The sequence below is a fragment of the Micromonospora sp. NPDC005174 genome, from assembly GCF_040608495.1.
Lineage (GTDB): Bacteria > Actinomycetota > Actinomycetes > Mycobacteriales > Micromonosporaceae > Micromonospora.
In genome coordinates, this window is the sequence record NZ_JBEXIJ010000025.1 from 29,964 (window position 1) to 52,905 (window position 22,942).

At 71.1% G+C, this 22,942-nt stretch carries 26 protein-coding genes; 10 read left to right on the top strand and 16 right to left on the bottom strand.

The features are described from left to right. Positions 1-12: 12 nt before the first annotated feature. Complete coding sequence (locus tag ABZU91_RS23895; protein WP_355244416.1) at positions 13-600, bottom strand: O-methyltransferase; 588 nt, start codon at positions 598-600, stop codon at positions 13-15. Positions 601-1,063: 463 nt separating this feature from the next. On the opposite strand from ABZU91_RS23895, the gene ABZU91_RS23900 reads away from it, so the two are divergent. After that, a complete protein-coding gene (locus tag ABZU91_RS23900; RefSeq protein WP_355244606.1) occupies positions 1,064-2,317 on the top strand; it encodes a trypsin-like peptidase domain-containing protein in 1,254 nt (417 codons plus the stop codon). A 76-nt stretch (positions 2,318-2,393) separates the two neighbouring features. Then, the gene (locus ABZU91_RS23905; protein WP_355244419.1) at positions 2,394-2,816 is read left to right on the top strand and encodes a preprotein translocase subunit TatB; all 423 of its coding nucleotides are present in this window, start codon (positions 2,394-2,396) and stop codon (positions 2,814-2,816) included. 66 nt (positions 2,817-2,882) lie between these two features. Here ABZU91_RS23905 and ABZU91_RS23910 read toward each other — a convergent pair whose 3' ends face one another. The 3 genes from ABZU91_RS23910 to ABZU91_RS23920 all read right to left on the bottom strand — a co-directional run bounded on the left by ABZU91_RS23910 (position 2,883) and on the right by ABZU91_RS23920 (position 5,995). Next, entirely contained in the window at positions 2,883-4,031 is a 1,149-nt protein-coding gene (locus ABZU91_RS23910) for an Mrp/NBP35 family ATP-binding protein (protein ID WP_355244422.1), read from the bottom strand. A gap of 76 nt (positions 4,032-4,107) precedes the next feature. Then, on the bottom strand, positions 4,108-4,716 hold the full coding sequence (locus tag ABZU91_RS23915; protein WP_355244425.1) for a DUF1003 domain-containing protein: 609 nt from the start codon (positions 4,714-4,716) through the stop codon (positions 4,108-4,110). Beyond that, positions 4,709-5,995: a CBS domain-containing protein gene (locus tag ABZU91_RS23920; RefSeq protein ID WP_355244428.1), complete on the bottom strand. Its 1,287-nt coding sequence runs from the start codon at positions 5,993-5,995 to the stop codon at positions 4,709-4,711. Before ABZU91_RS23920 ends, ABZU91_RS23915 begins: the two co-directional genes overlap by 8 nt. Positions 5,996-6,028: 33 nt before the next feature. Between ABZU91_RS23920 and ABZU91_RS23925 the strand changes: the two genes are divergently transcribed. Together ABZU91_RS23925 and ABZU91_RS23930 are read left to right on the top strand one after the other, a co-directional pair. Next, positions 6,029-6,904: a PhzF family phenazine biosynthesis protein gene (locus tag ABZU91_RS23925; RefSeq protein WP_355244431.1), complete on the top strand. Its 876-nt coding sequence runs from the start codon at positions 6,029-6,031 to the stop codon at positions 6,902-6,904. A 12-nt stretch (positions 6,905-6,916) separates the two neighbouring features. Then, complete coding sequence (locus ABZU91_RS23930) at positions 6,917-7,447, top strand: hypothetical protein (RefSeq protein ID WP_355244434.1); 531 nt, start codon at positions 6,917-6,919, stop codon at positions 7,445-7,447. 8 nt (positions 7,448-7,455) lie between these two features. Here ABZU91_RS23930 and ABZU91_RS23935 read toward each other — a convergent pair whose 3' ends face one another. Beyond that, a complete protein-coding gene (locus ABZU91_RS23935) occupies positions 7,456-8,175 on the bottom strand; it encodes an HAD-IA family hydrolase (RefSeq protein WP_355244437.1) in 720 nt (239 codons plus the stop codon). Between the two features lie 103 nt (positions 8,176-8,278). Here ABZU91_RS23935 and ABZU91_RS23940 point away from each other — a divergent pair, with 103 nt between their 5' ends. Beyond that, complete coding sequence (locus ABZU91_RS23940) at positions 8,279-9,238, top strand: DMT family transporter (RefSeq protein WP_355244440.1); 960 nt, start codon at positions 8,279-8,281, stop codon at positions 9,236-9,238. A gap of 8 nt (positions 9,239-9,246) precedes the next feature. Here the strand turns inward: ABZU91_RS23940 and ABZU91_RS23945 are convergent, their stop codons facing one another. Beyond that, entirely contained in the window at positions 9,247-9,522 is a 276-nt protein-coding gene (locus tag ABZU91_RS23945; RefSeq protein WP_355244443.1) for a hypothetical protein, read from the bottom strand. Between the two features lie 10 nt (positions 9,523-9,532). Continuing rightward, complete coding sequence (locus ABZU91_RS23950; RefSeq protein ID WP_355244608.1) at positions 9,533-10,357, bottom strand: SDR family NAD(P)-dependent oxidoreductase; 825 nt, start codon at positions 10,355-10,357, stop codon at positions 9,533-9,535. Positions 10,358-10,480: 123 nt separating this feature from the next. Here ABZU91_RS23950 and ABZU91_RS23955 point away from each other — a divergent pair, with 123 nt between their 5' ends. Continuing rightward, complete coding sequence (locus tag ABZU91_RS23955; protein WP_355244446.1) at positions 10,481-11,437, top strand: CoA ester lyase; 957 nt, start codon at positions 10,481-10,483, stop codon at positions 11,435-11,437. Positions 11,438-11,512: 75 nt separating this feature from the next. Here ABZU91_RS23955 and ABZU91_RS23960 read toward each other — a convergent pair whose 3' ends face one another. Further along, positions 11,513-12,061 carry a DUF4190 domain-containing protein gene (locus tag ABZU91_RS23960; protein WP_355244449.1) on the bottom strand — a complete coding sequence of 183 codons (549 nt, stop codon included), beginning with the start codon at positions 12,059-12,061 and terminating at the stop codon, positions 11,513-11,515. 117 nt (positions 12,062-12,178) lie between these two features. Between ABZU91_RS23960 and ABZU91_RS23965 the strand changes: the two genes are divergently transcribed. Next, the gene (locus ABZU91_RS23965; RefSeq protein ID WP_355244452.1) at positions 12,179-13,084 is read left to right on the top strand and encodes an SDR family NAD(P)-dependent oxidoreductase; all 906 of its coding nucleotides are present in this window, start codon (positions 12,179-12,181) and stop codon (positions 13,082-13,084) included. Here ABZU91_RS23965 and ABZU91_RS23970 read toward each other — a convergent pair whose 3' ends face one another. Continuing rightward, positions 13,085-13,618: a DUF4190 domain-containing protein gene (locus ABZU91_RS23970; protein WP_355244455.1), complete on the bottom strand. Its 534-nt coding sequence runs from the start codon at positions 13,616-13,618 to the stop codon at positions 13,085-13,087. It abuts the gene before it with no gap. A gap of 175 nt (positions 13,619-13,793) precedes the next feature. On the opposite strand from ABZU91_RS23970, the gene ABZU91_RS23975 reads away from it, so the two are divergent. Next, on the top strand, positions 13,794-14,990 hold the full coding sequence (locus ABZU91_RS23975; protein WP_355244458.1) for an acyl-CoA dehydrogenase family protein: 1,197 nt from the start codon (positions 13,794-13,796) through the stop codon (positions 14,988-14,990). A 101-nt stretch (positions 14,991-15,091) separates the two neighbouring features. Here ABZU91_RS23975 and ABZU91_RS23980 read toward each other — a convergent pair whose 3' ends face one another. The 4 genes from ABZU91_RS23980 to ABZU91_RS23995 form a co-directional block, all read right to left on the bottom strand. Beyond that, positions 15,092-15,499 (bottom strand): CoA-binding protein, encoded by a 408-nt coding sequence (locus ABZU91_RS23980; RefSeq protein WP_355244461.1) that lies wholly within the window; start codon positions 15,497-15,499, stop codon positions 15,092-15,094. Positions 15,500-15,620: 121 nt separating this feature from the next. After that, on the bottom strand, positions 15,621-16,586 hold the full coding sequence (locus ABZU91_RS23985; RefSeq protein WP_355244463.1) for a DUF2092 domain-containing protein: 966 nt from the start codon (positions 16,584-16,586) through the stop codon (positions 15,621-15,623). Next, complete coding sequence (locus tag ABZU91_RS23990; RefSeq protein WP_355244466.1) at positions 16,583-17,173, bottom strand: sigma-70 family RNA polymerase sigma factor; 591 nt, start codon at positions 17,171-17,173, stop codon at positions 16,583-16,585. The genes ABZU91_RS23985 and ABZU91_RS23990 overlap by 4 nt, the downstream gene beginning before the upstream one ends. Positions 17,174-17,379: 206 nt before the next feature. After that, positions 17,380-19,446 (bottom strand): intein-containing Rv2578c family radical SAM protein, encoded by a 2,067-nt coding sequence (locus ABZU91_RS23995; protein ID WP_355244469.1) that lies wholly within the window; start codon positions 19,444-19,446, stop codon positions 17,380-17,382. 92 nt (positions 19,447-19,538) lie between these two features. Here ABZU91_RS23995 and ABZU91_RS24000 point away from each other — a divergent pair, with 92 nt between their 5' ends. After that, positions 19,539-19,958, top strand: coding sequence for a DUF393 domain-containing protein (locus tag ABZU91_RS24000; RefSeq protein ID WP_355244472.1), 420 nt, complete (start codon positions 19,539-19,541; stop codon positions 19,956-19,958). Here the strand turns inward: ABZU91_RS24000 and ABZU91_RS24005 are convergent. The 3 genes from ABZU91_RS24005 to trxA form a co-directional block, all read right to left on the bottom strand. After that, complete coding sequence (locus tag ABZU91_RS24005) at positions 19,922-20,854, bottom strand: HTTM domain-containing protein (protein ID WP_355244474.1); 933 nt, start codon at positions 20,852-20,854, stop codon at positions 19,922-19,924. The genes ABZU91_RS24000 and ABZU91_RS24005 overlap by 37 nt on opposite strands. Beyond that, positions 20,851-21,291, bottom strand: a complete 441-nt coding sequence (locus ABZU91_RS24010; RefSeq protein WP_355244476.1) for a hypothetical protein — start codon at positions 21,289-21,291, stop codon at positions 20,851-20,853. Before ABZU91_RS24010 ends, ABZU91_RS24005 begins: the two co-directional genes overlap by 4 nt. Before the next feature lie 159 nt (positions 21,292-21,450). Continuing rightward, positions 21,451-21,813, bottom strand: coding sequence for a thioredoxin (gene trxA, locus ABZU91_RS24015; protein WP_124771302.1), 363 nt, complete (start codon positions 21,811-21,813; stop codon positions 21,451-21,453). A gap of 549 nt (positions 21,814-22,362) precedes the next feature. Between trxA and ABZU91_RS24020 the strand changes: the two genes are divergently transcribed. After that, positions 22,363-22,878 (top strand): MaoC family dehydratase, encoded by a 516-nt coding sequence (locus ABZU91_RS24020; RefSeq protein WP_355244479.1) that lies wholly within the window; start codon positions 22,363-22,365, stop codon positions 22,876-22,878. Positions 22,879-22,942 lie beyond the last annotated feature (64 nt).

Sequence of the window (22,942 nt, forward strand, 5' to 3'; positions counted from 1 at the left end):
GGCGGGCACCCGTCAGCACTTCACGGCGGCGAGGACCCCGTGCCCGACCGGGAGCAGCGCGGGAATCCAGTGCTCCGACTCCCGCAGTGCCTTGACCGTTTCGCGGACCGTCACCGTCTCCGCATCCCGGGCGGCCGGGTCGGCGATCCGGCCGCCGGCCAGCATCCCGTTGAGCGCGAGCACGCCACCCGGGCGCAGCAACCGCAGCGCCGCTTCCACGAAGGCGTGGAACCCGGTCGCCTCGGCATCGACGAAGATGAGGTCGTACGCCCCGTCGGCGAGCCGGGGCAGCACGTCCAGCGCTCGGCCGGTGATGATGCGCGTACGGCCGGCGGGGAAGCCCGCCTCGGTGAAGATCCGGCGGGCGATCCGCTGGTGCTCCACCTCCAGGTCGATGGTGGTGAGCACGCCGTCGACACGCATGCCGCGCAGCAGCCAGACACCGCTCACGCCCGTGCCGGTGCCGATCTCCACGACCGCGCGGGCGTTGCCGGCAGCGGCCAGCAGCCGCAGCGCCGCCCCCGCTCCGGGGGTGACCGCTTCGAGGCCCACCTCGTGGGCCAGGCTGCGGGCGGTGCGGAGCACGAGATCCTCGGTCACGTACGACTCGGCGAACTGCTGAGCCTGCGTCGTCGAACTGCCGGAACCGGCGACCGTGGCGATGGGGCACCTCCGGGCGGCGCGTGGTGCGGGGGGCGGGTTGGCACTGTGAGCGTAGAGGCGACCGGCGCGGGGCGCAGCCGCGCCTCCGTCCCTCCACGATCACCAGAGGCAACCGCTGACTCCACCGCGCGCATCCGTGCAATCCTGGAAGCGGTATTCCGTCAGCCTCGACCGCGCCGAACCGTGGCCGGGCGACGCCGTACGGAATCCGGGGGACGGACTGGGAGGCACCGACGTGACCGACGGCTGGGAATGGCGCCGGGACGGTGAGACTCCGGCTCCGGCGCGCCCGCCGGGGGCAGGAGCCCCGTCGGCGGGTCCGTCGGCCGCGCCGGGGAGCGGCACCGCGCCGGTGCCCTCGGCGGGCGACACCGTGGCCGGGCCGTCGCCCGCGCCCACCGTGCCGTACACGGGCCCGCCCCGGCCGACCGCGAGTGGGTCCGCCGCAGCCGACGCGTCGCCGTGGTGGTCCGACGCGCTCGGCGATCCGTGGCGTGACCCGGCGGCACCCGCTGCGGTGGTGGTGCCTCAGGTGGTGGCCGCCGGCACCGAGCCCGAGCCGGTCACCGACCCGGACGCGCCGGGCCGGCCGACGTTGCGGCACCTCCTGCTCATTGCGGTGATCACCGCTCTGCTGGCGGGCACCCTCGGCGGCGCGTTGGGCTACGCGTTCGCGGTGCGGGGCGGCGCGGCCGGCACGGTGCTCGGGGCGCAGGCCGCCGAGCCGCCGGCGCTGGCCCAGCGCAGACCCGAGTCGCTGGCCGGGGTCGCCGAACGCGTCCTGCCCAGCGTGGTCACCATCCGCGTCAGCAGCCTCGGCGGGATCAGCGAGGGCTCGGGGTTCATCGCCAGCGCGGACGGGCACGTCATCACCAACGACCACGTGGTGGCCAACAGCAGCGGCAAGGCCTCGGTGGTCTTCAACGACGGCAGCTCCGCTCCGGCGACCGTCGTGGGCCAGGACCCGGAGTCCGACATCGCGGTGATCAAGGTGAACCGGACGGGGTTGCGCCCGGTGGAGTTCGGCGATTCCGACGCGCTGGCCGTCGGTGACCCGGTCCTCGCGGTGGGCTCACCGCTGTCCTTGGCCAACACGGTCACCGCCGGCATCGTGAGCGCCCTGGACCGGACGATGCAGGCCGGTGAGCCGGGCGGTCCGGTGCGCTACTACGCGGCGATCCAGACCGACGCCGCCGTCAACCACGGCAACTCGGGCGGCCCGCTCGTCGACGGCGCCGGGCGGGTCGTCGGCGTCAACTCCACGATCAAGTCGCTGGTGGCCGAGGGGCAGGAGGCCGGCAACATCGGGCTCGCCTTCGCCATCCCGATCAACCAGGCCAAGCGGGTGACCCAGGAGATCATCGGCACCGGCAAGGCCCGGCGTACGGTCATCGGCGCCCAGGTCGGTGGCCCGGGCGCGGGTGCCGGCGGCGGCGTACGACTGGCTGCCGTGGAGCCCTCCGGCCCGGCGGCCGGAGCCGGGCTCAAGGTCGGGGACGTGATCCTGAAGCTCGACGGTCGACCGATGACCGAACCGACCGACCTGATCGCGCTGGTCCGCAAGTTCGCCCCGGGGTCGGTGGTGACCGTCGAGTTCCGGCGGGGCAGCGCGCGCCGGAACACGTCGGTGACACTCGCGGCGGATGCGAAGTGAACAGCGGGTCACCCCCTGCCGGAAAGCCGCCCGACGTGCGTAGTCTTGCTGCTGACGCCGAGAGGAGGCCCGCGGGATGCTCGACAACCTGAACTGGTGGGAAATCGGTGCGCTGCTGCTCCTGGCGCTGTTGATCTTCGGTGACCGGCTGCCTGCCGTGATCAACGACGGCCTGCGGCTGGTGCGCAACCTGCGCAACATGGCCCGCAACGCCACCGGCGACCTCAGTCGCGAGCTGGGCACCGACATCCAGCTCGAAGATCTGCACCCGAAGGCCTTCATCCGCAAGCACCTCCTCAGCGAGGAGGACGAGGCGGCGATCCGCAAGCCGTTGCAGGGCGTCTACGACAACCTGCGCGCGGACGTCAACGGCGTGCACAACGACCTGAAGGACGTGGCCAACGCCGCTGACCTGCGGTCGAACGGGACGCGACCCAGCACGGCCACCGGCACGCCCTCGACGCCGGCGCCCCGGGTCAGCTACGACGACGCCACCTGATCCGGCACCCGAACGAGAGCGCCCCGCAGGCCCGAGTGGCCGGCGGGGCGTCGTCGATCGGGGTGCTCAGCGCCCGGCGGGCTTGAGGCCGAGCGGCTTGCCGAGCAGCGACTCGCGCCGCAGCGCGAGCCGGTCGGCGACCGTGCCGAGCGCCTGCGCGGCCGGGGAATCCGGCTCGGCCAGCACGATCGGGGTACCGGCGTCGCCGGCCTCCCGGACCCGGGTGTCCAGTGGGATCTGTCCCAACAGCGGCACCTGCGCGCCGATCGTCCGGCTCAACGACTCGGCGACCGCCGTACCGCCGCCGGCGCCGAAGATCTCCATGCGGGAACCGTCCGGCAGCTCCAGCCAGGACATGTTCTCGATGACGCCGACGACCCGCTGGTGGGTCTGCAGGGCGATCGCACCCGCTCGTTCGGCCACCTCGGCGGCGGCGGTCTGCGGGGTGGTCACGATCAGGATCTCCGAGTTGGGCAGCAACTGGGCCAGCGAGATGGCCACGTCGCCGGTGCCCGGGGGCAGGTCGAGCAGGAGCACGTCCAGGTCGCCCCAGTAGACGTCGGCGAGGAACTGCTGCAACGCCCGGTGCAGCATCGGGCCACGCCAGACCACGGCCGCGTTGCCCGAGGTGAACATGCCGATCGAGATCACCTTCACGCCGTGCGACTGCGGCGGCATGATCATGTCTTCGACGCGGGTCGGCCGGCCGTCCGCGCCGAGCATCCGGGGCACCGAGTGACCGTAGATGTCCGCGTCGACCACGCCCACGGAGAGCCCACGGGCAGCGAGCGCCGCCGCCAGGTTGACCGTCACGCTGGACTTGCCGACCCCACCCTTGCCGCTGGCGACCGCGTACACGCGGGTCCGTGAGCCGGGCTGGGCGAACGGGATGACCGGCTCCTCGCTCGCCCCGCCGCCGCGTAGCTGGGCCTGGAGCGACTGCCGCTGCTCGGGGCTCATCACACCGAAGTCGATCTCCACGCCGTTCACACCCGGCACCGCCGCCACGGCGGCCGTGATGTCCGTACGCAGCTTGTCCTTGAGCGGGCAGCCGGCGACGGTGAGCAGCAGCTCGACCCGGACGACACCGTCCGCACCGATCGTGGCGGAGCGGACCATGCCCAGCTCGGTGATGGGCCGGCGGATCTCCGGGTCGTTGACGGTGGCCAGCGCGGCCTGGATCGCGTCCTCGACGGTGCTCACGGGTGCTGACATGCCCGCAATGCTACGTCGCGGGGCATCCCGGCCGACCGCTGGCCGAGGGTGGTGTGAGCCAAACGATGAGCCGTCCTCAGCGCTCGGGCCGGGCGTCGCGGGCGTAGTCGCCGTCCAGCTCGTCGCGCGGTTCGTCCAGCCCGGGGCCGTCGGTCGACCGCTGGCTTTCCTTCCCCTGCTGCCGGCGCTCCAGACGTTGCCGGCGCTGCCCCGCCTCGTCCAGCTCCTCGGCCAGGCGGGTCAGCTCGGAGCGGAGGAAGTCACGCGTGGCCACCTCGCCGAGCGCGATCCGCAGCGCGGCGATCTCCCGTGCCAGGTACTCGGTGTCCGCCTTCTGGGCCGTGGCGCGCCGCCGGTCCTCCTCCAACGCCAACCGATCCCGGTCGGCCTGCCGGTTCTGGGCCAGCAGGATCAGCGGCGCGGCGTAGCTGGCCTGCAACGACAGCACCAGCGTGAGAAAGGTGAAGGTGTACGGGTCGAAGCGCAGCTCGGCCGGGGCGAGGATGTTCCAGCCGAACCAGATCGCGATCACCACAGTCATGACGACGATGAAGTTCGCGGTGCCCATGCCCCGGGCGATGCCCTCCGACCAGCGACCGAACGCCTCCGCGTCGAACCGGGGGAGTTTGATGCCGCGGGGCTCGCGGGGCTGGTCGAGCCGCTCCGTGCGCCGCTGCTCAGCCACCGTCGCCGTCCAGCACCGCGTCGGAGGCGCCCGGGGCGGCTAGGGCGTCCCGGTCGCGCCAGTCCCGGGGCAGCGAGTGGTCCAGTACGTCGTCGACCGTCACGGCGCCGACCAGCCGGTTGTTCCTGTCGATCACCGGCATGGCGACCAGGTCGTAGGTAGCCATCCGGCGGGTGATCTCCGGGAGTGGGGTGGTGGGACGCAGGGGGTCGATGTCGTTGACCACCACCTTGCCCAGCAGGTCGGCCGGCGGTTCACGCAGCAACGCCTGGAAGTGCACCATGCCCAGGTAGCGGCCGGTCGGGGTGTTCTGCGGCGCCCGGGTCACGAAGACCTGGGCGGCGATGGCGGGTGACAGCTGCGGCTCCCGGATGCGCGCCAGCGCCTCGGCGACGGTGGCGTCCGGCGGCAGGATGACCGGCTCCGAGGTCATCACGCTGCCCGCTGTTCCCGGCATGTACTTCAACAGCTGGCGTACCGGGTCGGCCTCGTCGGGCTCCATCAGGTCGAGCAGAACGTCCTGCTCCGGTGGGGGCAGCTCGTTGAGCAGGTCCGCGGCGTCGTCCGGGTCCATCTCCTCCAGCACGTCGGCGGCCCGTTCGCGGTCCAGCGCGGCGAGGATCTCGACCTGGTCGTGCTCCGGCAGCTCGCTGAGGACGTCGGCCAGCCGTTCGTCGTTCAACGCCGCCGCGACCTCGTTGCGCCGCGCGTCGGGCAGGTCCTGTAGCGCGTTGGCCAGGTCGGCCGGGCGCATGTCCTCCAGGACGGCGAGCAGGTTCGCCGTACCCCGGTTGTCGGCGATGCCGCTGAGCCCGCGCACCCGGTCCCACTCGACCTGGTGCAGGTGGCCGCGGCGGGTGAGCCGGCTGGTCTGCTCGCGGACCGCGACCCGGCTCAGCGACCACTCGCCGCCGCGGGCGCACTCCATGGCGACGTCCACCACCGAGCCGGGCTGGCCGCCCGGGTCGAGCTGTACGCGCCGGTCCAGCAGCTCCTGGAGCACCAACAGCTCGTTCGGGCGCTTCTCGAAGCGCCGCAGGTTGAGCGTCCCGGACCCGAGAACCACCGCGTCCGCGTCGATGGACGTGATGCGGTTGATGGACAGGAAGATCCGCCGACGCATCGGCATCTCGGCGACCAGACCCACCACCTCGGGCGGACGTGCGGTGGCCCGCAGCCGTGCCACGGCGTCACGGACCCGTCCCACCTGGTCACCGTTCGGATCGAAGACGGCGACTCCGGCGAGGCGGGCGATGTAGACCCGGGTCGGCGTACTCACGGGCACCAGCCTAAGCGCCTAGTGTTTATCAACATGTCGACCTTGGCCTACGAGATCGTGGACGTCTTCACCGACCGCCCGTTCGCCGGCAACCCGCTGGCCGTGGTGTTCGGCGCGGAGGCGCTGGCCACCGAGCAGATGCAGGCGCTCGCGCTGGAGTTCAACCTCTCCGAGACGGTGTTCGTGCTGCCACCGACGCAGGTCGGCGCCACTTACCGGGCCCGCATCTTCACGCCGGTCGAGGAGCTTCCGTTCGCCGGGCACCCGAGTGTCGGCGCGGCGGTCACCGCGAGTCGGCGCGGGATGTTCGGTGTGGGGCAGGTCACCCAGGAGTGCGGGGCGGGCGTACTCCCGATCGAGGTGACGGCCTCCGGGGCGACGCTCACCGGAGGCCTTCCCACCCTCGGCCCCGAGTTGGACCCGGAGCTGCTGCTGGAGATCGCCGGGCTGGGCGCGGACGACCTCGACCGTGACGGGCCGGCGCCCCGGGTGGCCGGCTGCGGGCTGGAGTTTCCGTACCTGCTGGTCCACCCGGACGCGGTGGCCCGGGCACGGGTGAACCCGGCGGCAGCGGAACGGTTGGGGGTAGCGCACGTCAGCGTCTTCTCCTGGGACGCCGCCACGCAAACCGCGCATGCCCGGGTCTTCGTGCCGGGGATCGGCGTCCCGGAGGATCCGGCGACCGGTTCGGCGGCGCTCGGGCTGGGCGTCTGGCTGGTGGCCAGCGGGCTGCTGCCGGCGGAGGGGATGTCGCGCTATTCGGTGCGCCAGGGCGCGGAGATGGGCCGGCCATCCGCGCTGGCCTGCACGGTGACCGCGGCGAACGGAGTGGCGGTCGGCGCGACAGTCGCCGGTCAGGTGATGCCGGTGGCCCGGGGCGAGATCGCCGTGCCGCCGTTCGTGGGCTGAACGACGCCGCCGATGCGGGAGGATGCGGGTGTGACGGACGAGGATGCCACCGGTGGCACGCCGCTGGTCGACGAGGCGATGAAGAAGGCCGCCGTGGCCTGGGTCAGCGTGTCCGGTGGGCCGGCGCTCGCGCTCTGGTGCGCGCCGTTGGAGGGGGCGCTCCTCGTGGTGAGCGGGCCAGGTGAGCAGGCGGCGCCGGGCCTCGCCGACGCCACCGAGGCGCAGGTCTCCCTGCGTGGCGACCACGGCGGTCGAATCGTCACCTGGCCGGCCCGGGTGACCCGGCTGGCACCGGGCACCGAGGCGTGGGACACCGCCGCGCCGCTGGTGGCGGGCAAGCGCCTGAACGCCCCCGGCCCGAGCGCCGACCTGGTGGCCCGCTGGGCCGCCGAGGGTTGCGCCCTGAACCGCCTCGCCCCGGCCGGTGCGGCCCTGACCGGCTCCGACCTACCGTCCGATGCGCAGGCCGAGACGCCGCGGGAGACTCCGGCGGTGCGCGCCACCCGTAAGCCGTTCCGCCTGCACCGGGTCCGCCGCCGCTGATCGGCGCGTCACCCCGCCCGGCCGCCGACCCCCAGGACCTCGGTGTCGGTGTCGACCAGGTCGAGCACCTCGCCCAGTGTGCCGAGCGTCGGGCCGCGCCACTGGCGGTCGGCGTTGAAGACCATGTGCTCGGCCAGGTCGGGCGCGGCCAGCCGAACCGCGGTCATGCCGGCCTGTTCGGCACCGGTCAACTCCTGGCTGCCGCCGTCACCGACGTACAGGCAGGCGTCGGGCGCGAGCCCGAGCCGACGGCACGCGGTCAGGTAGAGCGCCGCGTCCGGCTTGCAACGCCCGACCTGCACGGAGAAGACCCGCACGTCGAGCAGCGGCGCGACGGGGAGCTGCGGCAGGAAGTCCGGCAGTTCGTGCGTACAGTCGCTGATCACGCCGGTGCGGACGCCGCGCTCGCGCAGGGCCGCGAGCACGGGCACCGCGTCGGCGCGCAACCGGGTGTCCGCGCGGATCGCGCGGTGCCGGGACACCACCGCCGCCTGCAGGGCACGGTCTGTCGGGTGTACGCCCGCCTGTGCGCACACCCACCGCATGGTCGTCGCCGCGTCGCCGCGTCGGCCGGAGGCGCGCTCGTAGTAGGTGCGGTTCAGCACCTCGCTCAGGGTCTCGCTGGGGCAGCCGAGCAGTTCGGCGGTGTCGAGGTGCGCGGCGCCACGCTGCACCGAACTGGTCAGCGTGCCGAAGAAGTCGAACAGCACCGCCTGGTAGTTGGGCATGGGGGAAAGCCTCCGGGCGGTCGTGGTCGCCGGCATGACCGCGTGATGGTAACGGAGTGCTGACCCTCCGTGTTGTCCGTCATACGTGTGAGGATTACTCCTCGTGTCTCCACCTTCCGACCGTCCGTCCCTGGACCCGCTGACCACCGGCGCGGTCGGCCTGGCCGTCGTCGCCGTGTCGTCGTCCGGACCGTTGATCGCGTACGCCGCCGCTCCCGCGCTGGCCATCGCGTTCTGGCGCAACCTGCTCGCGGTCGCCCTCCTGAGCCCCTTCTCCCTGGCGCGACGCCGGGCCGAGTTCCGTCGGCTGACCGTCGGCGTCGGCCGGCGCGAAGGCCTGTTCTGCGTCCTGTCCGGGGTTGCGCTGGCCGCGCACTTCGCCACCTGGGTGCCGAGTGCGCAGCTCACCTCGGTTGCCGCGGCCACCGCCCTGGGAGCGACTCAGCCCATCTGGCAGGGGCTGATCGCCCGCGCCCAGGGACGACGGCTGCCCCTGGTCGTCTGGATCGGCGTCGCGGTGGCGGCCGGCGGTGCGGTGATCGCCACCGGAGCGGACGTGGGCGTGTCCGGCAGGGCCGTCGCCGGCGACCTGTTGGCGGTCACCGGTGGCATCTTCGCGGCCGTCTACACCGCCTTCGGTGAGCGGGCCCGCGCGAGCATCAGCACCACCACCTACACGACCATCTGCTACGGCATCTGCGCAGCGATCCTGCTGGTGGTCTGCCTCCTCGGTGGCGTACGACTCGTCGGCTTCGACCCGCGCACCTGGCTGGCGATCCTGGCCCTGGTGGCGGGCGCCCAACTGCTCGGGCACTCGATGTTCAACTACGCCCTGCACAAGATCTCGGCGACCACGGTGAGCGTGCTCATCCTGCTGGAGGTGCCTGGCGCGGCGCTGCTCGGTTGGGCCTGGCTGCACCAGGTGCCCCGCCCGTACGCGCTGGTGGGGATGGCCTTGTTGCTCGTCGGAGTGGCGGTGGTGGTGCTGGGCGGCGCTCGCGCCGGCCGCCGCGCCACGCCGCCTACCCCGCTGCCCGCCGACGCCGCTCCACTGGAGAGCTGACGATCGCTTCAGACGTCGTGCGCCTCGATGACGCGGGTGGTCGGGGCGGCGTCGCCGAGTTCGGCGCGCAGCGCGGCCCGCTCCGGGTCGACGAGGAACGACTCGTAGCCGCTGCGGGCCGCGAACGTGATCACGTGTACCTCGCTGCGCCCGTCGGTGCCGCGCAGCCGCCGTTCCAGCCGGCCGCCGTGCCGGTCGAGCAGGGCCAGCACGGCGTCCTCGTACCGTTGTCCGGCGGCCTCGGCCCGGGCGGCGTACTCGACGATCGCGACAAGCGTCAGCATGGCGGCCACGCTATCCGTCGATGCCGACGGCGGTGGCGCTGGCTTCCCAGAGCCGGGCCGCGAGCCGTGTATCCGCCGCCTTGCGGTACGGCCGGCGCGGCCGGCGGTTGTAGTAGTAGCCACCGTCGACGAGCCGGGCCGGGTCCTGGTTCGCCAGCCAGACGAGTGTCTCGGCACCCTTCGCGGGGCTGCGGAACGGCATGAACCGCATGCCGAAGGCGACCAGTCGGCTGTCGTTGGCGAACCGGGTCCGCACCACTCCCGGGTGGAAGCTGTACGCCCGGACGCCCGGCCAGCGCCGGGTCGCCTCGGCGGCGAACAGGATGTTGGCCTGCTTGCTGGTGCCGTACGCGCCCATCGGACGGTAGGCGCGCAGCGGCCTGTTGAGGTCGTCGGGATCGAGCGCGCCGAAGCGGTGCGCGCCCGAGGCGGTCACCACCATCCGGCCCACCCGGTCGGCGAGCAGGTTGGTGAGCAGGAACGGGGCCAGGTGGTTGGCCTGGATCGACAGCTCGAAACCGTCGACGGTGGTCAGCGGTTGGAGCGCGATGGCCCCGGCGTTGTTGGCCAGCACGTCGATCCGGTCGTACGCGTCGCGCAGCCGCCCCGCCAGTCCGCGTACGTCGTCGAGCACCGCGAAGTCGGCCCGGAACAGCTCCGGACGTTCGCCGGAGATGTCCCGTACGCGGTCGGCCGCGGCCTGCAGGCGGGCCGGGTCGCGCCCGACGAGCACCACCTGGTCACCACGACAGGCGAAGGCCACCGCGGCGGCCAACCCGATGCCGGAGCTGGCACCTGTCACCACCACCAGTCGACGCCCAGTGAGATCTTCCACAGGTCCATTCACCGCGGTCATGGCGCGAGGTTACCGTGACGTCACCACGCCCCTTGGGATCGTTAAGTTTTCTCGGAGTCAGGTGGCTCGGCGCGTCCGCCGGTCGCTGGAAGGAGCGCATCCATGGCCGCAGTCGGTCGTCCCCGCCGGTCGTGCCTGGCCGTGCCGGGTTCCAGTGTCAAGATGCTCGGCAAGGCGCAGGGGCTCCCCGCCGACCAGGTCTTCCTCGACCTGGAGGACGCCGTCGCGCCGCTGGCCAAGCCGGACGCGCGCAAGAACATCGTGGCCGCCCTCAACGACGGTGACTGGTCCGGCAAGACCCGGGTCGTACGCGTCAACGACCTGACCACCCCGTGGACGTACCGGGACGTCATCGAGGTGGTCGAGGGCGCCGGCGCGAACCTGGACTGCATCATGTTGCCGAAGGTGCAGAACGCCGCCCAGGTGCAGTGGCTGGACCTGACGCTCACCCAGATCGAGAAGACGATCGGCCTGGAGGTCGGCCGGATCGGCATCGAGGCGCAGATCGAGAACGCGGCCGGTCTGGTCAACGTGGACGCCATCGCGGCCGCCTCGCCCCGGGTCGAGACCATCATCTTCGGTCCGGCCGACTTCATGGCGTCGATCAACATGAGGTCGCTGGTGGTCGGCGGGCTGATCCCGGACTATCCCGGCGACCCGTACCACTACATCCTCATGCGGATCCTGATGGCCGCCCGGATGCACGACAAGCAGGCCATCGACGGCCCGTTCCTACAGATCCGCGACGTCGACGCGTTCCGTGAGGTGGCGAAGCGTTCGGCGGCGCTGGGCTTCGACGGCAAGTGGGTGCTGCACCCGGGCCAGATCGACGCCGCAAACGAGGTCTACCAGCCGGCGCAGGCCGACTACGACCACGCCGAGTTGATCCTCGACGCGTACGAGCACTACACCTCGGAGGCCGGCGGCAAGCTGGGCGCGGTGATGCTCGGCGACGAGATGATCGACGAGGCGTCCCGCAAGATGGCGTTGGTGATCGCCGCCAAGGGCCGCGCCGCGGGCATGAGCCGTACCTCGTCGTTCACCCCACCGGCGCATTGAGTGGCCGGGCCGGGGCGACCGCCGCCGGCTGTCGACCCGGTCCCGCATTCGGCGGTACGCCACCAACTCGCCGCCTCAGTAGTTGCTGCTGCTGCCGCCGCTCTCGCCCGTCGTTACCGCAAAGATGATCACAGCGGCGTACGCGGCGATCGCCAGCACCATCAGCGCGGTGACGATCCAGCCGACGATGATGCCGGCCTTCGCCATCCCCTCGCCGTCCTCGCCGCTGGCCCGGATCTGCTTCTGCGCGACGTGACCGAGGATCGCCCCGATCGGCGCGGTGATGCCGCAGGACGTGAGACCGACCAGGGCCAGCACCAGCGACGCGATGGCCAGGCCGTTGGTCTTGCGCGGGGCCGGGTAGCCGTAACCGGGGTACTGCGGCGGGTAACCCGCCGGGGCGTAACCGGGCGCGGGGTAACCGGGCGGCGCGTAGCCGGGCGTCGGCTGACCGGGTGCGAACGTAGCGCCCGCGTACGGGTCCACCGGCGCGTACGGGTCCACGGGACCGGGCTGGGCCGGTACCGGCTGACCGGCCACCAGGGTCGGGTCCGGGGGTGTGCTCGACGGCGGAGCCGACCAGGTGGGGTCGTTCCAGTCGCCGGGGGGCGGGGGATTGGTCATGCGTGATCTCCGTCGGCTCGGGTGCGCCGCCAGAGTAGCCAGCAGTGACCAAACCCGACGCCCCCGCTCCCGGGTGCCGCATTGCCCGGGCCGGTCGTAACGGGCAGGATCGCTGGCATGGCAACTGACGCGCGTGCCGGGGACCGTTCCGGCAGCCGACCGCGACGGGACGTGAGCCGCCCGGGTGTCGCCCGACGCGGTCGGGTGGCCCCGTCGACCGGTGCGACCGGCACCGACGAGCCGGTCGCGCTCGCGGACCCGGTGACCATGCGGCTCGACGGTCGGGTCGCCCTGGTGACGGGGGCGGGCAGCGTGGACGGCATCGGGTACGCGACCGCCCGTCGGCTCGCCGACCTGGGCGCGCGGGTGGCCATCGTGTCGACCACCCGGCGCATCCACGAGCGGGCCGGTGAGCTGGGCGTGACCGGGTTCGTCGCGGACCTGACGGACGAGTCCGAGGTCGGTGCGCTTGCCGACGCGGTGGCCGAGCAGTTGGGCGACGTCGAGGTGCTGGTCAACAACGCCGGTCTGGCGAGTCGAGCCAGTCAGGGGGTCCTGCGCCCGGTCGCGCAGTTGACCTACGAAGAGTGGCGCGGCGAGATCGACCGCAACCTGTCCACCGCGTTCCTGTGCAGCCGTGCGTTCATCGGCGGGATGGCCGAGCGGGGCTGGGGGCGGATCGTCAACCTGGCTGCCACCGCCGGACCGGTCAACGCCCTGCCCACCGAGGCCGCGTACGCCGCGGCGAAGGCCGGTGTCGTCGGGTTGACCCGCGCGCTGGCCATGGAGATGATCGCCGACGGCGTGACCGTGAACGCGGTCGCGCCGGGCACCATCTACACGGCGGCGTCCACGATGGCCGAGATCAAGCAGGGTCTGGGTACGCCGGTCGGTCGACCGGGCACCCCGGACGAGGTCGCCGCCGCCATCAGCTTCCTCTGCTCGCCGGCGGCGTCGTACATCACCGGTCAGATGCTCGTGGTGGACGGCGGCAACAGCGTCCGTGAGGCCCGGTTCCGCTGATCAGTAGCCGCGACTGTCGCTGTTACCGAGGACGACGAGCGCCAGCCAGCCGCAGCAGGCCAGCAGGGTCAGCGCGGTGAACACGTAACCGAGGATCAGGCCCCAGGTGGCGAGCTGGTCACCGTCCTCGCCGCTGGTGCGGATCTGCCGCTTGGCCAGGTGGCCGAGGACGGCGCCGGCCGGGGGGAACACGAAGGCGAACACCAGCGAGAGGATCGCCAGGATGTTGGTGGGCCGGCCGGGCCCGCGCTGCGGCGGGCCGTACTGACCGTAGGGGCCCTGCGGAGGGTACGGCGGCTGCTGGCTCCAGTGCGCCGGCTGGTGCGGTCCCTGCTGCTCGTAGGGTGACGGGTCGTCGGCGGGCGGCCCGTACGGCGAGCGTTCCGGCGGTCCGAAGGACGACTGGTCCGGCGGCGGCGCGTACGGTGACTGGCCGGCTGGCGGCGGCGCGTACGGCGACTGGTCCCGGGGCGGCTCGTACGGCGACGGCGGCGGTTCGTCCCCCGGCGGGCCCGACGGCGGCGGGTGGCTCACGAATGTCCTCCTCCTGCCGTGCCGGAAAAGTCCCTCTTGCCGGACGCTACCCGCAGCGGTGAACCTTTTCACAGCGGTTGTGTGGACTGGTCACCTTGGCCTGGTCGGCCGGGCGGCCGATACTGACCGAGCGTTCAGTTACCCACGAGTAGTGCGCTGATCCCCGGAGGCTGAGATGGCCCGACTCGCCCAGACGCCCGGCCTCACCGATGTGCAGCGGTCGATCCTGGAGACCGTCCGGGAGTTCGCCGACAAGGAGATCATCCCGCACGCCCAGCGGCTCGAGCACGCCGACGAGTACCCCACCGACATCCTCGACGGCATGCGCGAGATGGGGCTGTTCGGTCTCACCATCGACGAGGAGTACGGCGGCCTCGGCGAATCGCTGCTCACCTACGCCCTCGTGGTGGAGCAGTTGTCCCGAGGCTGGATGTCGATCTCCGGGATCGTCAACACCCACTTCATCGTGGCGTACCTGATCTCCCAGCACGGCTCCGCCGAGCAGAAGGCCCGCCTGCTGCCGAAGATGGCCACCGGCGAGGTGCGCGGCGCGTTCTCGATGTCCGAACCGGAGACCGGCTCCGACGTCTCGGCCATCAAGTCCAGGGCGGTCCGCGACGGCGACACCTATGTCCTCAACGGGCAGAAGATGTGGCTGACCAACGGGGCCTACTCATCGGTGGTCGCCACCCTGGTCAAGACCGACACCGGCGCCGAGTCCGTCTACGGCAACATGAGCACGTTCCTGCTGGAGAAGGAGCCGGGCTTCGGCGAGACCGCCCCGGGCCTCACCATCCCCGGCCGGATCGAGAAGATGGGCTACAAGGGCGTCGAGACCACCGAGATGGTGCTCGACGGCGTGGCCGTGCCCGACACCGCGATCCTCGGCGGCGCCGACCAGGTCGGCCGCGGCTTCTACCAGATGATGGACGGCATCGAGGTGGGCCGGGTCAACGTGGCCGCCCGCGCCTGCGGCATCTCCATCCGCGCCTTCGAGCTGGCGGTCAGCTACGCCCAGCAGCGCAAGACGTTCGGCCAGCCGCTCGCCAAGCACCAGGTGATCGCCTTCAAGCTCGCCGAGATGGGTACGAAGATCGAGGCCGCGCACGCCCTCATGGTCAACGCCGCGCGTCTCAAGGACGCCGGCCAGCGCAACGACGTCGAGGCCGGGATGGCCAAGCTGCTCGCCTCGGAATACTGCGCCGAGGTCGTCCAGGAGGCGTTCCGCATCCACGGCGGCTACGGCTACTCCAAGGAGTACGAGATCGAGCGGCTGATGCGCGAGGCCCCGTTCCTGCTGATCGGCGAGGGCACCTCGGAGATCCAGAAGACCATCATCAGCCGAGGCCTGCTCAAGGAGTACAAGCTCTGACCCCAGCTGAATCCCCGCGATCTTGCAGTTGCTGTGGCGACACAGAGTGCATAGCGGGGCAGAACGTCGACCGAAAGTGCAAGATCGCGGGGGAGAGTGGGTCAGCGGAGGCGGGTCAGGTCTCCGGCGGCGCGTTCGACGATGAGGCAGCGGTCCTCGACGTACTCCATGCCGGCCTCCTCGGCGATTCGCCGCGCCTCGGCCGAGACGATGCCCAGTTGCAGCCAGACCGCCGGCGCTCCGATCGCCGCCGCGTCCCGGACCACCTGCACGGCGTCAGCGGCCGGCCGGAACACGTCCACCAGGTCGACCGGGTGCGGGATGTCCGCCAGCGTCGCGTACGCCCGCTCGCCGAAGAGTTCGTCGACGGTCGGGTTGACCGGGATGATGCGCCAGCCATACCGCTGCATCTGCAACGGAACGCGGTGTGCGGCCTTCAACGGGTCGCGGGACGCGCCAACGACGGCGATCACGGCGGAGTCGGCGAGGATCTGCTGAGCGGTACGCACCCGCCGACTGTAGCGCCGCCCGCCCGAGACCGCCCCGGTCGGCGGGTCACGCAGAACGCGAGGTGGCCGGACACGGCGTGGATGGCCGGCCCCGGAATCCGAGGCCGGCCATCCACGGCTGTCAGTCAGTCGTCGACCCGGGTCGTTCGGGGCCAGCGGGAAGGGTGAACGGCGAGCCGCCCTTGGTGGACTTGCTCCCGGCCTTCTCGTAGCCGGCGGGCGGCGTCAGATCGAAGTGGCTCAGGTTCTGCTCCGAGCGGGGCAGCCACTCGAAGGTGCTGACCTCTGCCCTGTCGGTCACCTTGCCGCTCTTGTCGGCGACCGTCTTGTACGGCAGGAACGAGGTCGAGTCCACCCACAGGTCCGCGGTGTAGGCCGCTTTCCCCGCCTTCAACCGCAGGTGCACGGTGTCGTGCCCGTCCACCTTCTCCTGGCCCACGATCTCCAGGCTTCCCCGGGCGAGCCAGTCCCGGATGCCCGCCGCGTCGTTCGGCACGAAGACCGTGCCGGTCGCCTTGTCCGCCGAGTCGACGAACTGGAAGTACGTCCGTTCGAGGTGGCTGATCTGGGTGCCACGGGATTTCCCGTCGGCGACGACCGTCACCAGCGTGGAGTCCGGGCTGCCGTCGCCCCGGTAGATGTCGACCCGGCGGCGTCCGGTCTGCTTGTCCTCCCATGAGTCGATCGAGCCGCCCTTGTAGGCGTCGTGCACCTTCACGACGTAGTCCTCCGCCGCACCCAGCGCGGCCTGGGTCTGCATGCTGACGTAGGCGACGTCGCGTAACTGCGACGGGCGCGAGGCGTCGGTCGAGCTGGCGGAGGCCCCGCCCGTCTGCCCGGTCCGCTGGTCGGCCGTGCCCAGCGCGACACTGCCGGCGGCGAGACCGGCCAGGGCGAAGGCGGTCGCGGTCGCGATCGCCGGACGACGCAGATACCAGCGCTTCGGGGTCGGGCGCCGGTACACGGTCCCGTTGAGGATCGCGTGCCGCATCCGATCGGTCGCGTCCGTCGGGGCGCCGGTCAGGTCCTCGCGAAAGGCGACCAGCAGCTCGACGTCTGCGTTGTCAGATTCCACGTTGTCGTTCATGCGTTTCCTTCGTTCGCAGCAGCGGACGGTGCGTAGTGGGCGGGCATCGCGAGGCGCAGGCGTGCCTTGGCCCGATGGAGGCGGGACCGGACGGTGCCCGGTGCCAGGCCGAGTGCGGCGGCCAGCTCCGGATAGTCCAAGCCGGCCCAGGTGTGCAGCAGGAGCAGATCGCGCTGGTCGTGCGGCATCGTGGCGAGTGCGCCGGCGAGTGCCCGCGTGGCAGCCTCGGCGTCGAGTCGTTCGTCGGCCCGGTCGGCGAAGTTGTGCTGACCGGAACCACCGAGTGGGTCCATGCCTGACTGCTCCAGTGCCCGCAGCCATCGCACCTCGGCGCGGTGGTAGTTGCGCAGCAGGTTGCTCAGGATGCCGAAAAGCCACGGACGTGCATTGGGCATCGACGTGTCGTAACGGTCCCGTCGCGAGAACGCGACCAGGAACGTCTCGGCAACCAGATCCTCGGCGAGCTGCCGCCCGACCCGGCGGGCGCTGAAGTTGTACAGCCACCCGCCGTACCGCTCGAACAGCTCTCCGAACAATTCAGGCGCTCCCGTTACCAACAGCGCGTCGGAGCGCTCGGTCACAGTCATGTCCCGATGGCCCCCTGGTTCGACGGTGCGTTCATGCCCTGTTCTTGTCTGCCGCCGCCGCCAGGTTCCCGCCTCTCCGGCCCAGCACCGTCGCAAGCACTGCGTGTGTGATGCCATCGGCTGTCCGTCACCGTCGCAGGGGTGCGGAAAGAGGTTGTGCTGTTGAACGTTCGGGCAGGTCAGGGGCTTGCCTGCCGGTACGGAGACTAGAGCAGGGTCAGCTGCTCGGCGGTCGCGGTAGGCGACGGCTCGGGTAGGCGGCGATTGTCGCCCACCTCGCCCCGAAGCAGTCCGTGGCGGCGGGCGGCGATCCGCACTCGCGCGGTCAACTCCCGCTGGTAGGCCTGCGGGGCGTACGCGCCGGAGCGGTACAGCTCGCGGTAGCGGGGGACGAGGTGCGGGTGCTCTCGGGCGAGCCACTGGGCGTACCACTCGCGGGCGCCCGGTCGCAGGTGCAGCGCCAGCGGGGTCACGTTCGTCGCACCGGCGGCGGCGATCGCCGAGACCGTGGCGTCGATCGACTCCTCGCCGTCGCTGAGGCCGGGCAGGATCGGCGCCATCAGCACCCCGACGGAGAAGCCGGCGTCGGTGAGCCGGCGGACCGCGTCGAGCCGGCGGCTCGGGTGCGGTGTGCCCGGCTCGACGCCACGCCAGAGCCCGTCATCGACGAAGCCCACCGAGAAGGAGATGCCAACCGTGGTCACGTCGGCGGCCTGACGCAGCAGGGGCAGGTCGCGCAGGATCAGCGTGCCCTTGGTGAGGATCGAGAATGGGTTGGCGAAGTCCCGCAGGGCCGCGATGATCTGCGGCATCAGCCGGTAGCGACCCTCGGCCCGCTGGTAGCAGTCGACGTTGGTGCCCATCGCCACGTGCGCGCCCCGCCACTTCGGCGCGGCCAGCTCGCGTCGCACCAGCTCACCGGCGTTGACCTTGACGATCACCTGCCGGTCGAAGTCCGTACCAGCGTCGAGATCGAGGTAGGTGTGGGTATTTCGGGCGAAGCAGTTGTGGCTCACCACACCGTCGGCGATGAAGTCGCCGGTGCCGGTGGTGATGTCCCACAGCGGCAACTCCAGCCCGAGAGCCTGAACGTCGACGACCCTGAGGTCCGCCCTGCACTTCAGCCCGGCGCCCTCGATCGAGCGCTTCCTGGTGATGGCCGGGTCCGTGAGGTGGAAGAACCGGAGCCGAGCGGGAAGACCTCCGGTCAATCTGATCTGCCGCACCCGGTTGGGTCTGCCGGGGTCCTCAAGCACGCAGGCGAAGCCGAACCGGCGCAGCGCCGCCGTCGTCTGGTCGAGGATCGTGTCGTCGCTGTTGCTGATGCGCAGGGCGCCTCTACTGCAGCTGCCCTCGGCGTCGAAGATGCCGGCCAGGAAGCCGAGGCGCCATTCGTCGGTGGGGGCAGCCGGCCACTGGATCAGACCGGTGATCGTATCGATGTCCCGCTGTTTCGAGGTGCGGATGGCCGACAGGGCTTGCCGGGTGGCGCTGGCCGGTGCGAACGAGAAGCGTTGTGTCTCGATGCCCTCCTGGGCGAGGTAGCGCTCGCTCCGACTCAACGCCTCGTCGTCGATCAGCGCCAGACGGAACCGATGCACGACCCCCTGTGGGTACGAGTAGGTGGCGAGGTGAGCGTCGCCCCGGACCATCCCGCAGAGGTAGCCCCGGCGGTAGTCAGGTGACTCCTTCGGCCCGGATGCGAAACGGCCTGTGCCGATGAGGCGATTGTTGGTGGTCAGGTAGGGGCGCTGGCCGGTGCCCCGCATAGCCCCGGTGACGTACTTCCAGCCACGATCGGAGAGGAACCGGTGGTCTCCGCTGGCGATGAGCGTGGTGCCGTCAGTCAGGGTGACCCGGTATGCGGGTTTCACGGTGGACCACTTGTCAAGAACGGTGGTGACGACGTATCGGCGGTAAGCACCGCGTCGCTCGGTGCCGTAGATGCGGTCGCCGGGCTCGAGCTCACTGATCGGCTTCGTGCGACCGTCCGCCATCAGGATCGGAGTGTCACCGGCCATGCAGTAGACACAAGCATGACTGCATCCCCGGTACGGGTTGATGGTCCACTCGAAGGGGACGCGGGACTCGCCGGGCACCCGGTTGAGGATCGACTTGGCCTGCACCTCGTGGAACGTCATCCCGGCGAACTCAGGAGTGTCGAAGGTGCGGACGACGGCGCCGGGCAGCGCCAGCGGCAGGGGTGGCGTCGCTGGCGCTGCCCGCTCGGGGTCTCCCTCGACCGGGGGAGCGGTGAGGTTGTCCCAGCGCATGGCCACTATTCGAACACGTGTACGAGGCTTACGCAAGTGACGCGCCGGACACCCGTGAGTGATCGGCGTCGCGACGGGGGAGGATGGGCGCCATGGAGACGTCGACCTTCGTCTACGACGGTGACTGCGCGTTCTGCACGACCTGCGCGGAGTTCATCGAACGCCGGATCCCCACCAGCGCACGGGTGGTGCCCTGGCAGTTCGCCGACCTGGACGCGCTCGGCCTCAGCGTGGCCGAGTGCGAGGAGGCCGTGCAGTGGGTCGGCGCGGACGCCACCCGCGCAGCCGGCCCGGACGCCATCGCGAAGCTGCTCGCCGCCAGTGGCCCGCTCTGGCGGGTCGCCGGGGCTGGCCTGAGGTTTCCACCGGTGCGCCTCGTGGCCTGGCCGGTGTACCGCTGGGTGGCCCGGAACAGGCACCGCCTCCCGGGCGGTACGGCGGCGTGTTCCCTGCCGCAGGAGGCCAGGGAGCGGCTCTACGGCCCGACCGGGCGCCCGACTGCCGGAGCCTGATCGCCGAGCCGGGCCCGATCATCGGGCGGAGTCTGATCGGGCGGCGCCGACGTCGTGTCGACGTCCACCGGGCCGCGGCCGGCGAGCCGGCCTGCCCACACCAGTGGGCGTACGCGTTCCAGGGGCAGGAAGCTGGTCATCGCGGCCAGGTGTGGTGCGAACGAGATCGTGATGGTCGCGATGGTCACCGCGTGGAACGAGTAGAAGAAGCCGACCATCGCCAGTCGCCAGCGGGCCGGCAGCAGGAACACCACGGGGCTGAGCAGTTCGAAGGCGACTATGCCGAACTGGGCGACGATCAGCAGGTACGGCACCTGGGCGACGAGATCGGCCAGGTCGGTGCCGCGTCGGATGATTGCCCGGGCCAGCACCGAGCCGGTCAGCCAGTCCAGGCCGCCGAAGCGCAGCTTGGCGAAGGCGGCCAGGAAGTACGTGCAGATCACCGCGATCTGGGTGACCCGCAGGGCCCAGCCGCCGGCCTCGGTGCGGGTGGTGTCGCCGTGGCGGGCCCGGCCGGCGGTGGGCAGCACGGCCAGCGCGACGAGCAGGCCGATCCGGTCGTGGTCGACCTTCCCGTAGCTCATCGCGATGATCATCCACTCGAGGTACAGGGTGCAGACCGTCCAGCCGAGCAGCCGGGGCGCCCGGCCGGTCGCGGCGAGCAGGGCGGCGAGCAGGAGCACCCAGAAGATCACCGCCACCACTGTCGGCGTCGGCGTCGGCAGCGGGAGCAGCCGGCCGATCAGCAGGGGCTGGTACAGCTCGCCGGGCACGCTGGCTCTGGTGCGTACCCACGGGGTGAAGACCACCAGGTCGGCGGCGACGAAGAGGTAGATCACGGTCCGGAACGCGGCAATCCGACCGCGTGGCACCGCCTCGGTCAGCCAGCCGGTCATCCGGAGACCTGCCAGCGGACCACGGTCTCGTCGGTGTGCTGCCCGGTGGGCCGGCCCGCGCGGATGCCGTGCCACCGGATGACGATGCGCACCTCGACCAGCGCGGCGGCGTCCGGGTGGCGTTCGGCGTACGCGTCGGCGACCTCGGCGAGAAGCGCCGGGTCGGCGGCGTAGCGGGCCTGCTGGCCCTCGATCTCGGCGCGGCGGATGCCGGTCGCGTCCTGGTCGAGGTCGACCACGGCTCCGGTGCTGCTCACCCCTTCCACCCGGGTGTCCGGGGCGGGGGCGTTCGGCGGGTTCGAGGTGGCGTACATCCGGAACGGGCCGAACGGGAAGTCGTCGTCGCTGCCCCAGAAGGTGCCGAGCAGCAGCAGGACGAGACCGAGGGCGGTCGCGCCCAGCCGGGTCACGCGCCCGCGGGTGGTCAGGGTCTCCATCGGGTCGTGACGATACGGGATGTACCGACCGTCTCGCGTCCCACCGACGGTCAGTTCCGCCTGGCCAGGTCGGTGATCATGGGCCAGTGCCCGGGCATGGCATGACGAAAGGCCGGACCCGAACCGGGCCCGGCCTTCGCGTGCCGTCACGCGGACGGCTCAGTGCTTGTGCTCGGCCAGCTGCTTGCGGACGTCGTCCATGTCCAGCGCCTCGACCTGCTCGATCAGGTTCTCGAGGGCGGACTCGGGCAGGGCGCCCGGCTGGGCGAAGACGATGACGCCGTCGCGGATCGCCATGATCGTCGGGATCGACCGGATGTCGAACTTCGCGCCGAGCTCCTGCTGGGCCTCGGTGTCGACCTTGCCGAAGACGATGTTCTGGTGCTTCTCCGAGGAGCGCTCGTAGACCGGGGCGAACCGCTTGCACGGACCACACCAGTCGGCCCAGAAGTCGACCAGGACGATGCCGTCGTTGCCGGTCACCTCGTCGAAGTTCGTCGAGGTCAGCTCAACGGTTGCCATTGCACTCTCCGATCACCTGCGGGTTGTCTGCGTCCCGTAGAACCAGGGCTGACCGTATCGAATTCCCGGGCGGCTGCGCACGAAACGTGGCCGGGGCTGCTCGGAGGCCGCGCAGACCATCGAACTGTGTCAGTTCATCTCGTCCTGCGGAACGCAAGTGCACGACGCACTTGCGTGACCTGCGGTAATGGGAGCGTTTCCAGGGAGATCCACCCGGTCGAGCGCTACGAATCGGTAACTTGAGCCCTGACGAGGAGCTATCCGGCCTGCGGAGATCGCTGATCAACCCCGCGTCCGTCACGGAGAGTATTGTTACAAAAAGATAAATGTGACCGCGATCTCTGTTGAAGCTACGGCACCGTAGGGCAGAATTCCTCACATCAGAGCGTGGGCGGCGGGTGCCGGGGAGGGCCCCGCCGCTCATTGCGTCTCCCCCCTGGTGAGTGACCGGTGTGACATTTCCGCCGAGGTCTCGCCCGGACCGTCGCCTTAACCACCGGTAAGGCATGCTGTGCCGAACTCCATCGCCGCCCGTCGAAGGGGACCAGGATGCAGTTCGGCCGCTACTACGAGGAGTTCGAGGTCGGCGCGGTCTACCGGCACTGGCCGGGCAAGACCGTCACCGAGTACGACGACCACCTCTTCTGCCTGCTCACGATGAACCACCACCCGCTGCACATGGACGCGCACTACGCCGCGACGTCCAGCCAGTTCAAGCGCAATGTGGTGGTCGGCAACTACATCTACTCCCTGCTGCTCGGCATGTCGGTGCCCGACGTCAGCGGCAAGGCCATCGCCAACCTGGAGGTCGAGTCGCTGCGGCACGTGGCGCCCACCTTCCACGGCGACACCATCTACGGCGAGACGACGGTGCTGGACAAGCGCGAGTCCGGCTCCAAGCCCGACCGGGGCGTGGTCTCGGTGGAGACCCGGGGTTACAACCAGGACGGGACCATGGTCTGCGTCTTCCGCCGCCGGGTCATGGTCCCCAAGAAGGAGTACGCGGCCAGCGCGGTGCCCGACGGGGTGGACCCGGAGCGGCCCAGCTTCCCCACGCCGCGCTGAACGCGCCCGCCGGGCCGCACGCCGGAGCAGGGCACCATCGGACAGCAGGTTCCGCCGGTGGCGG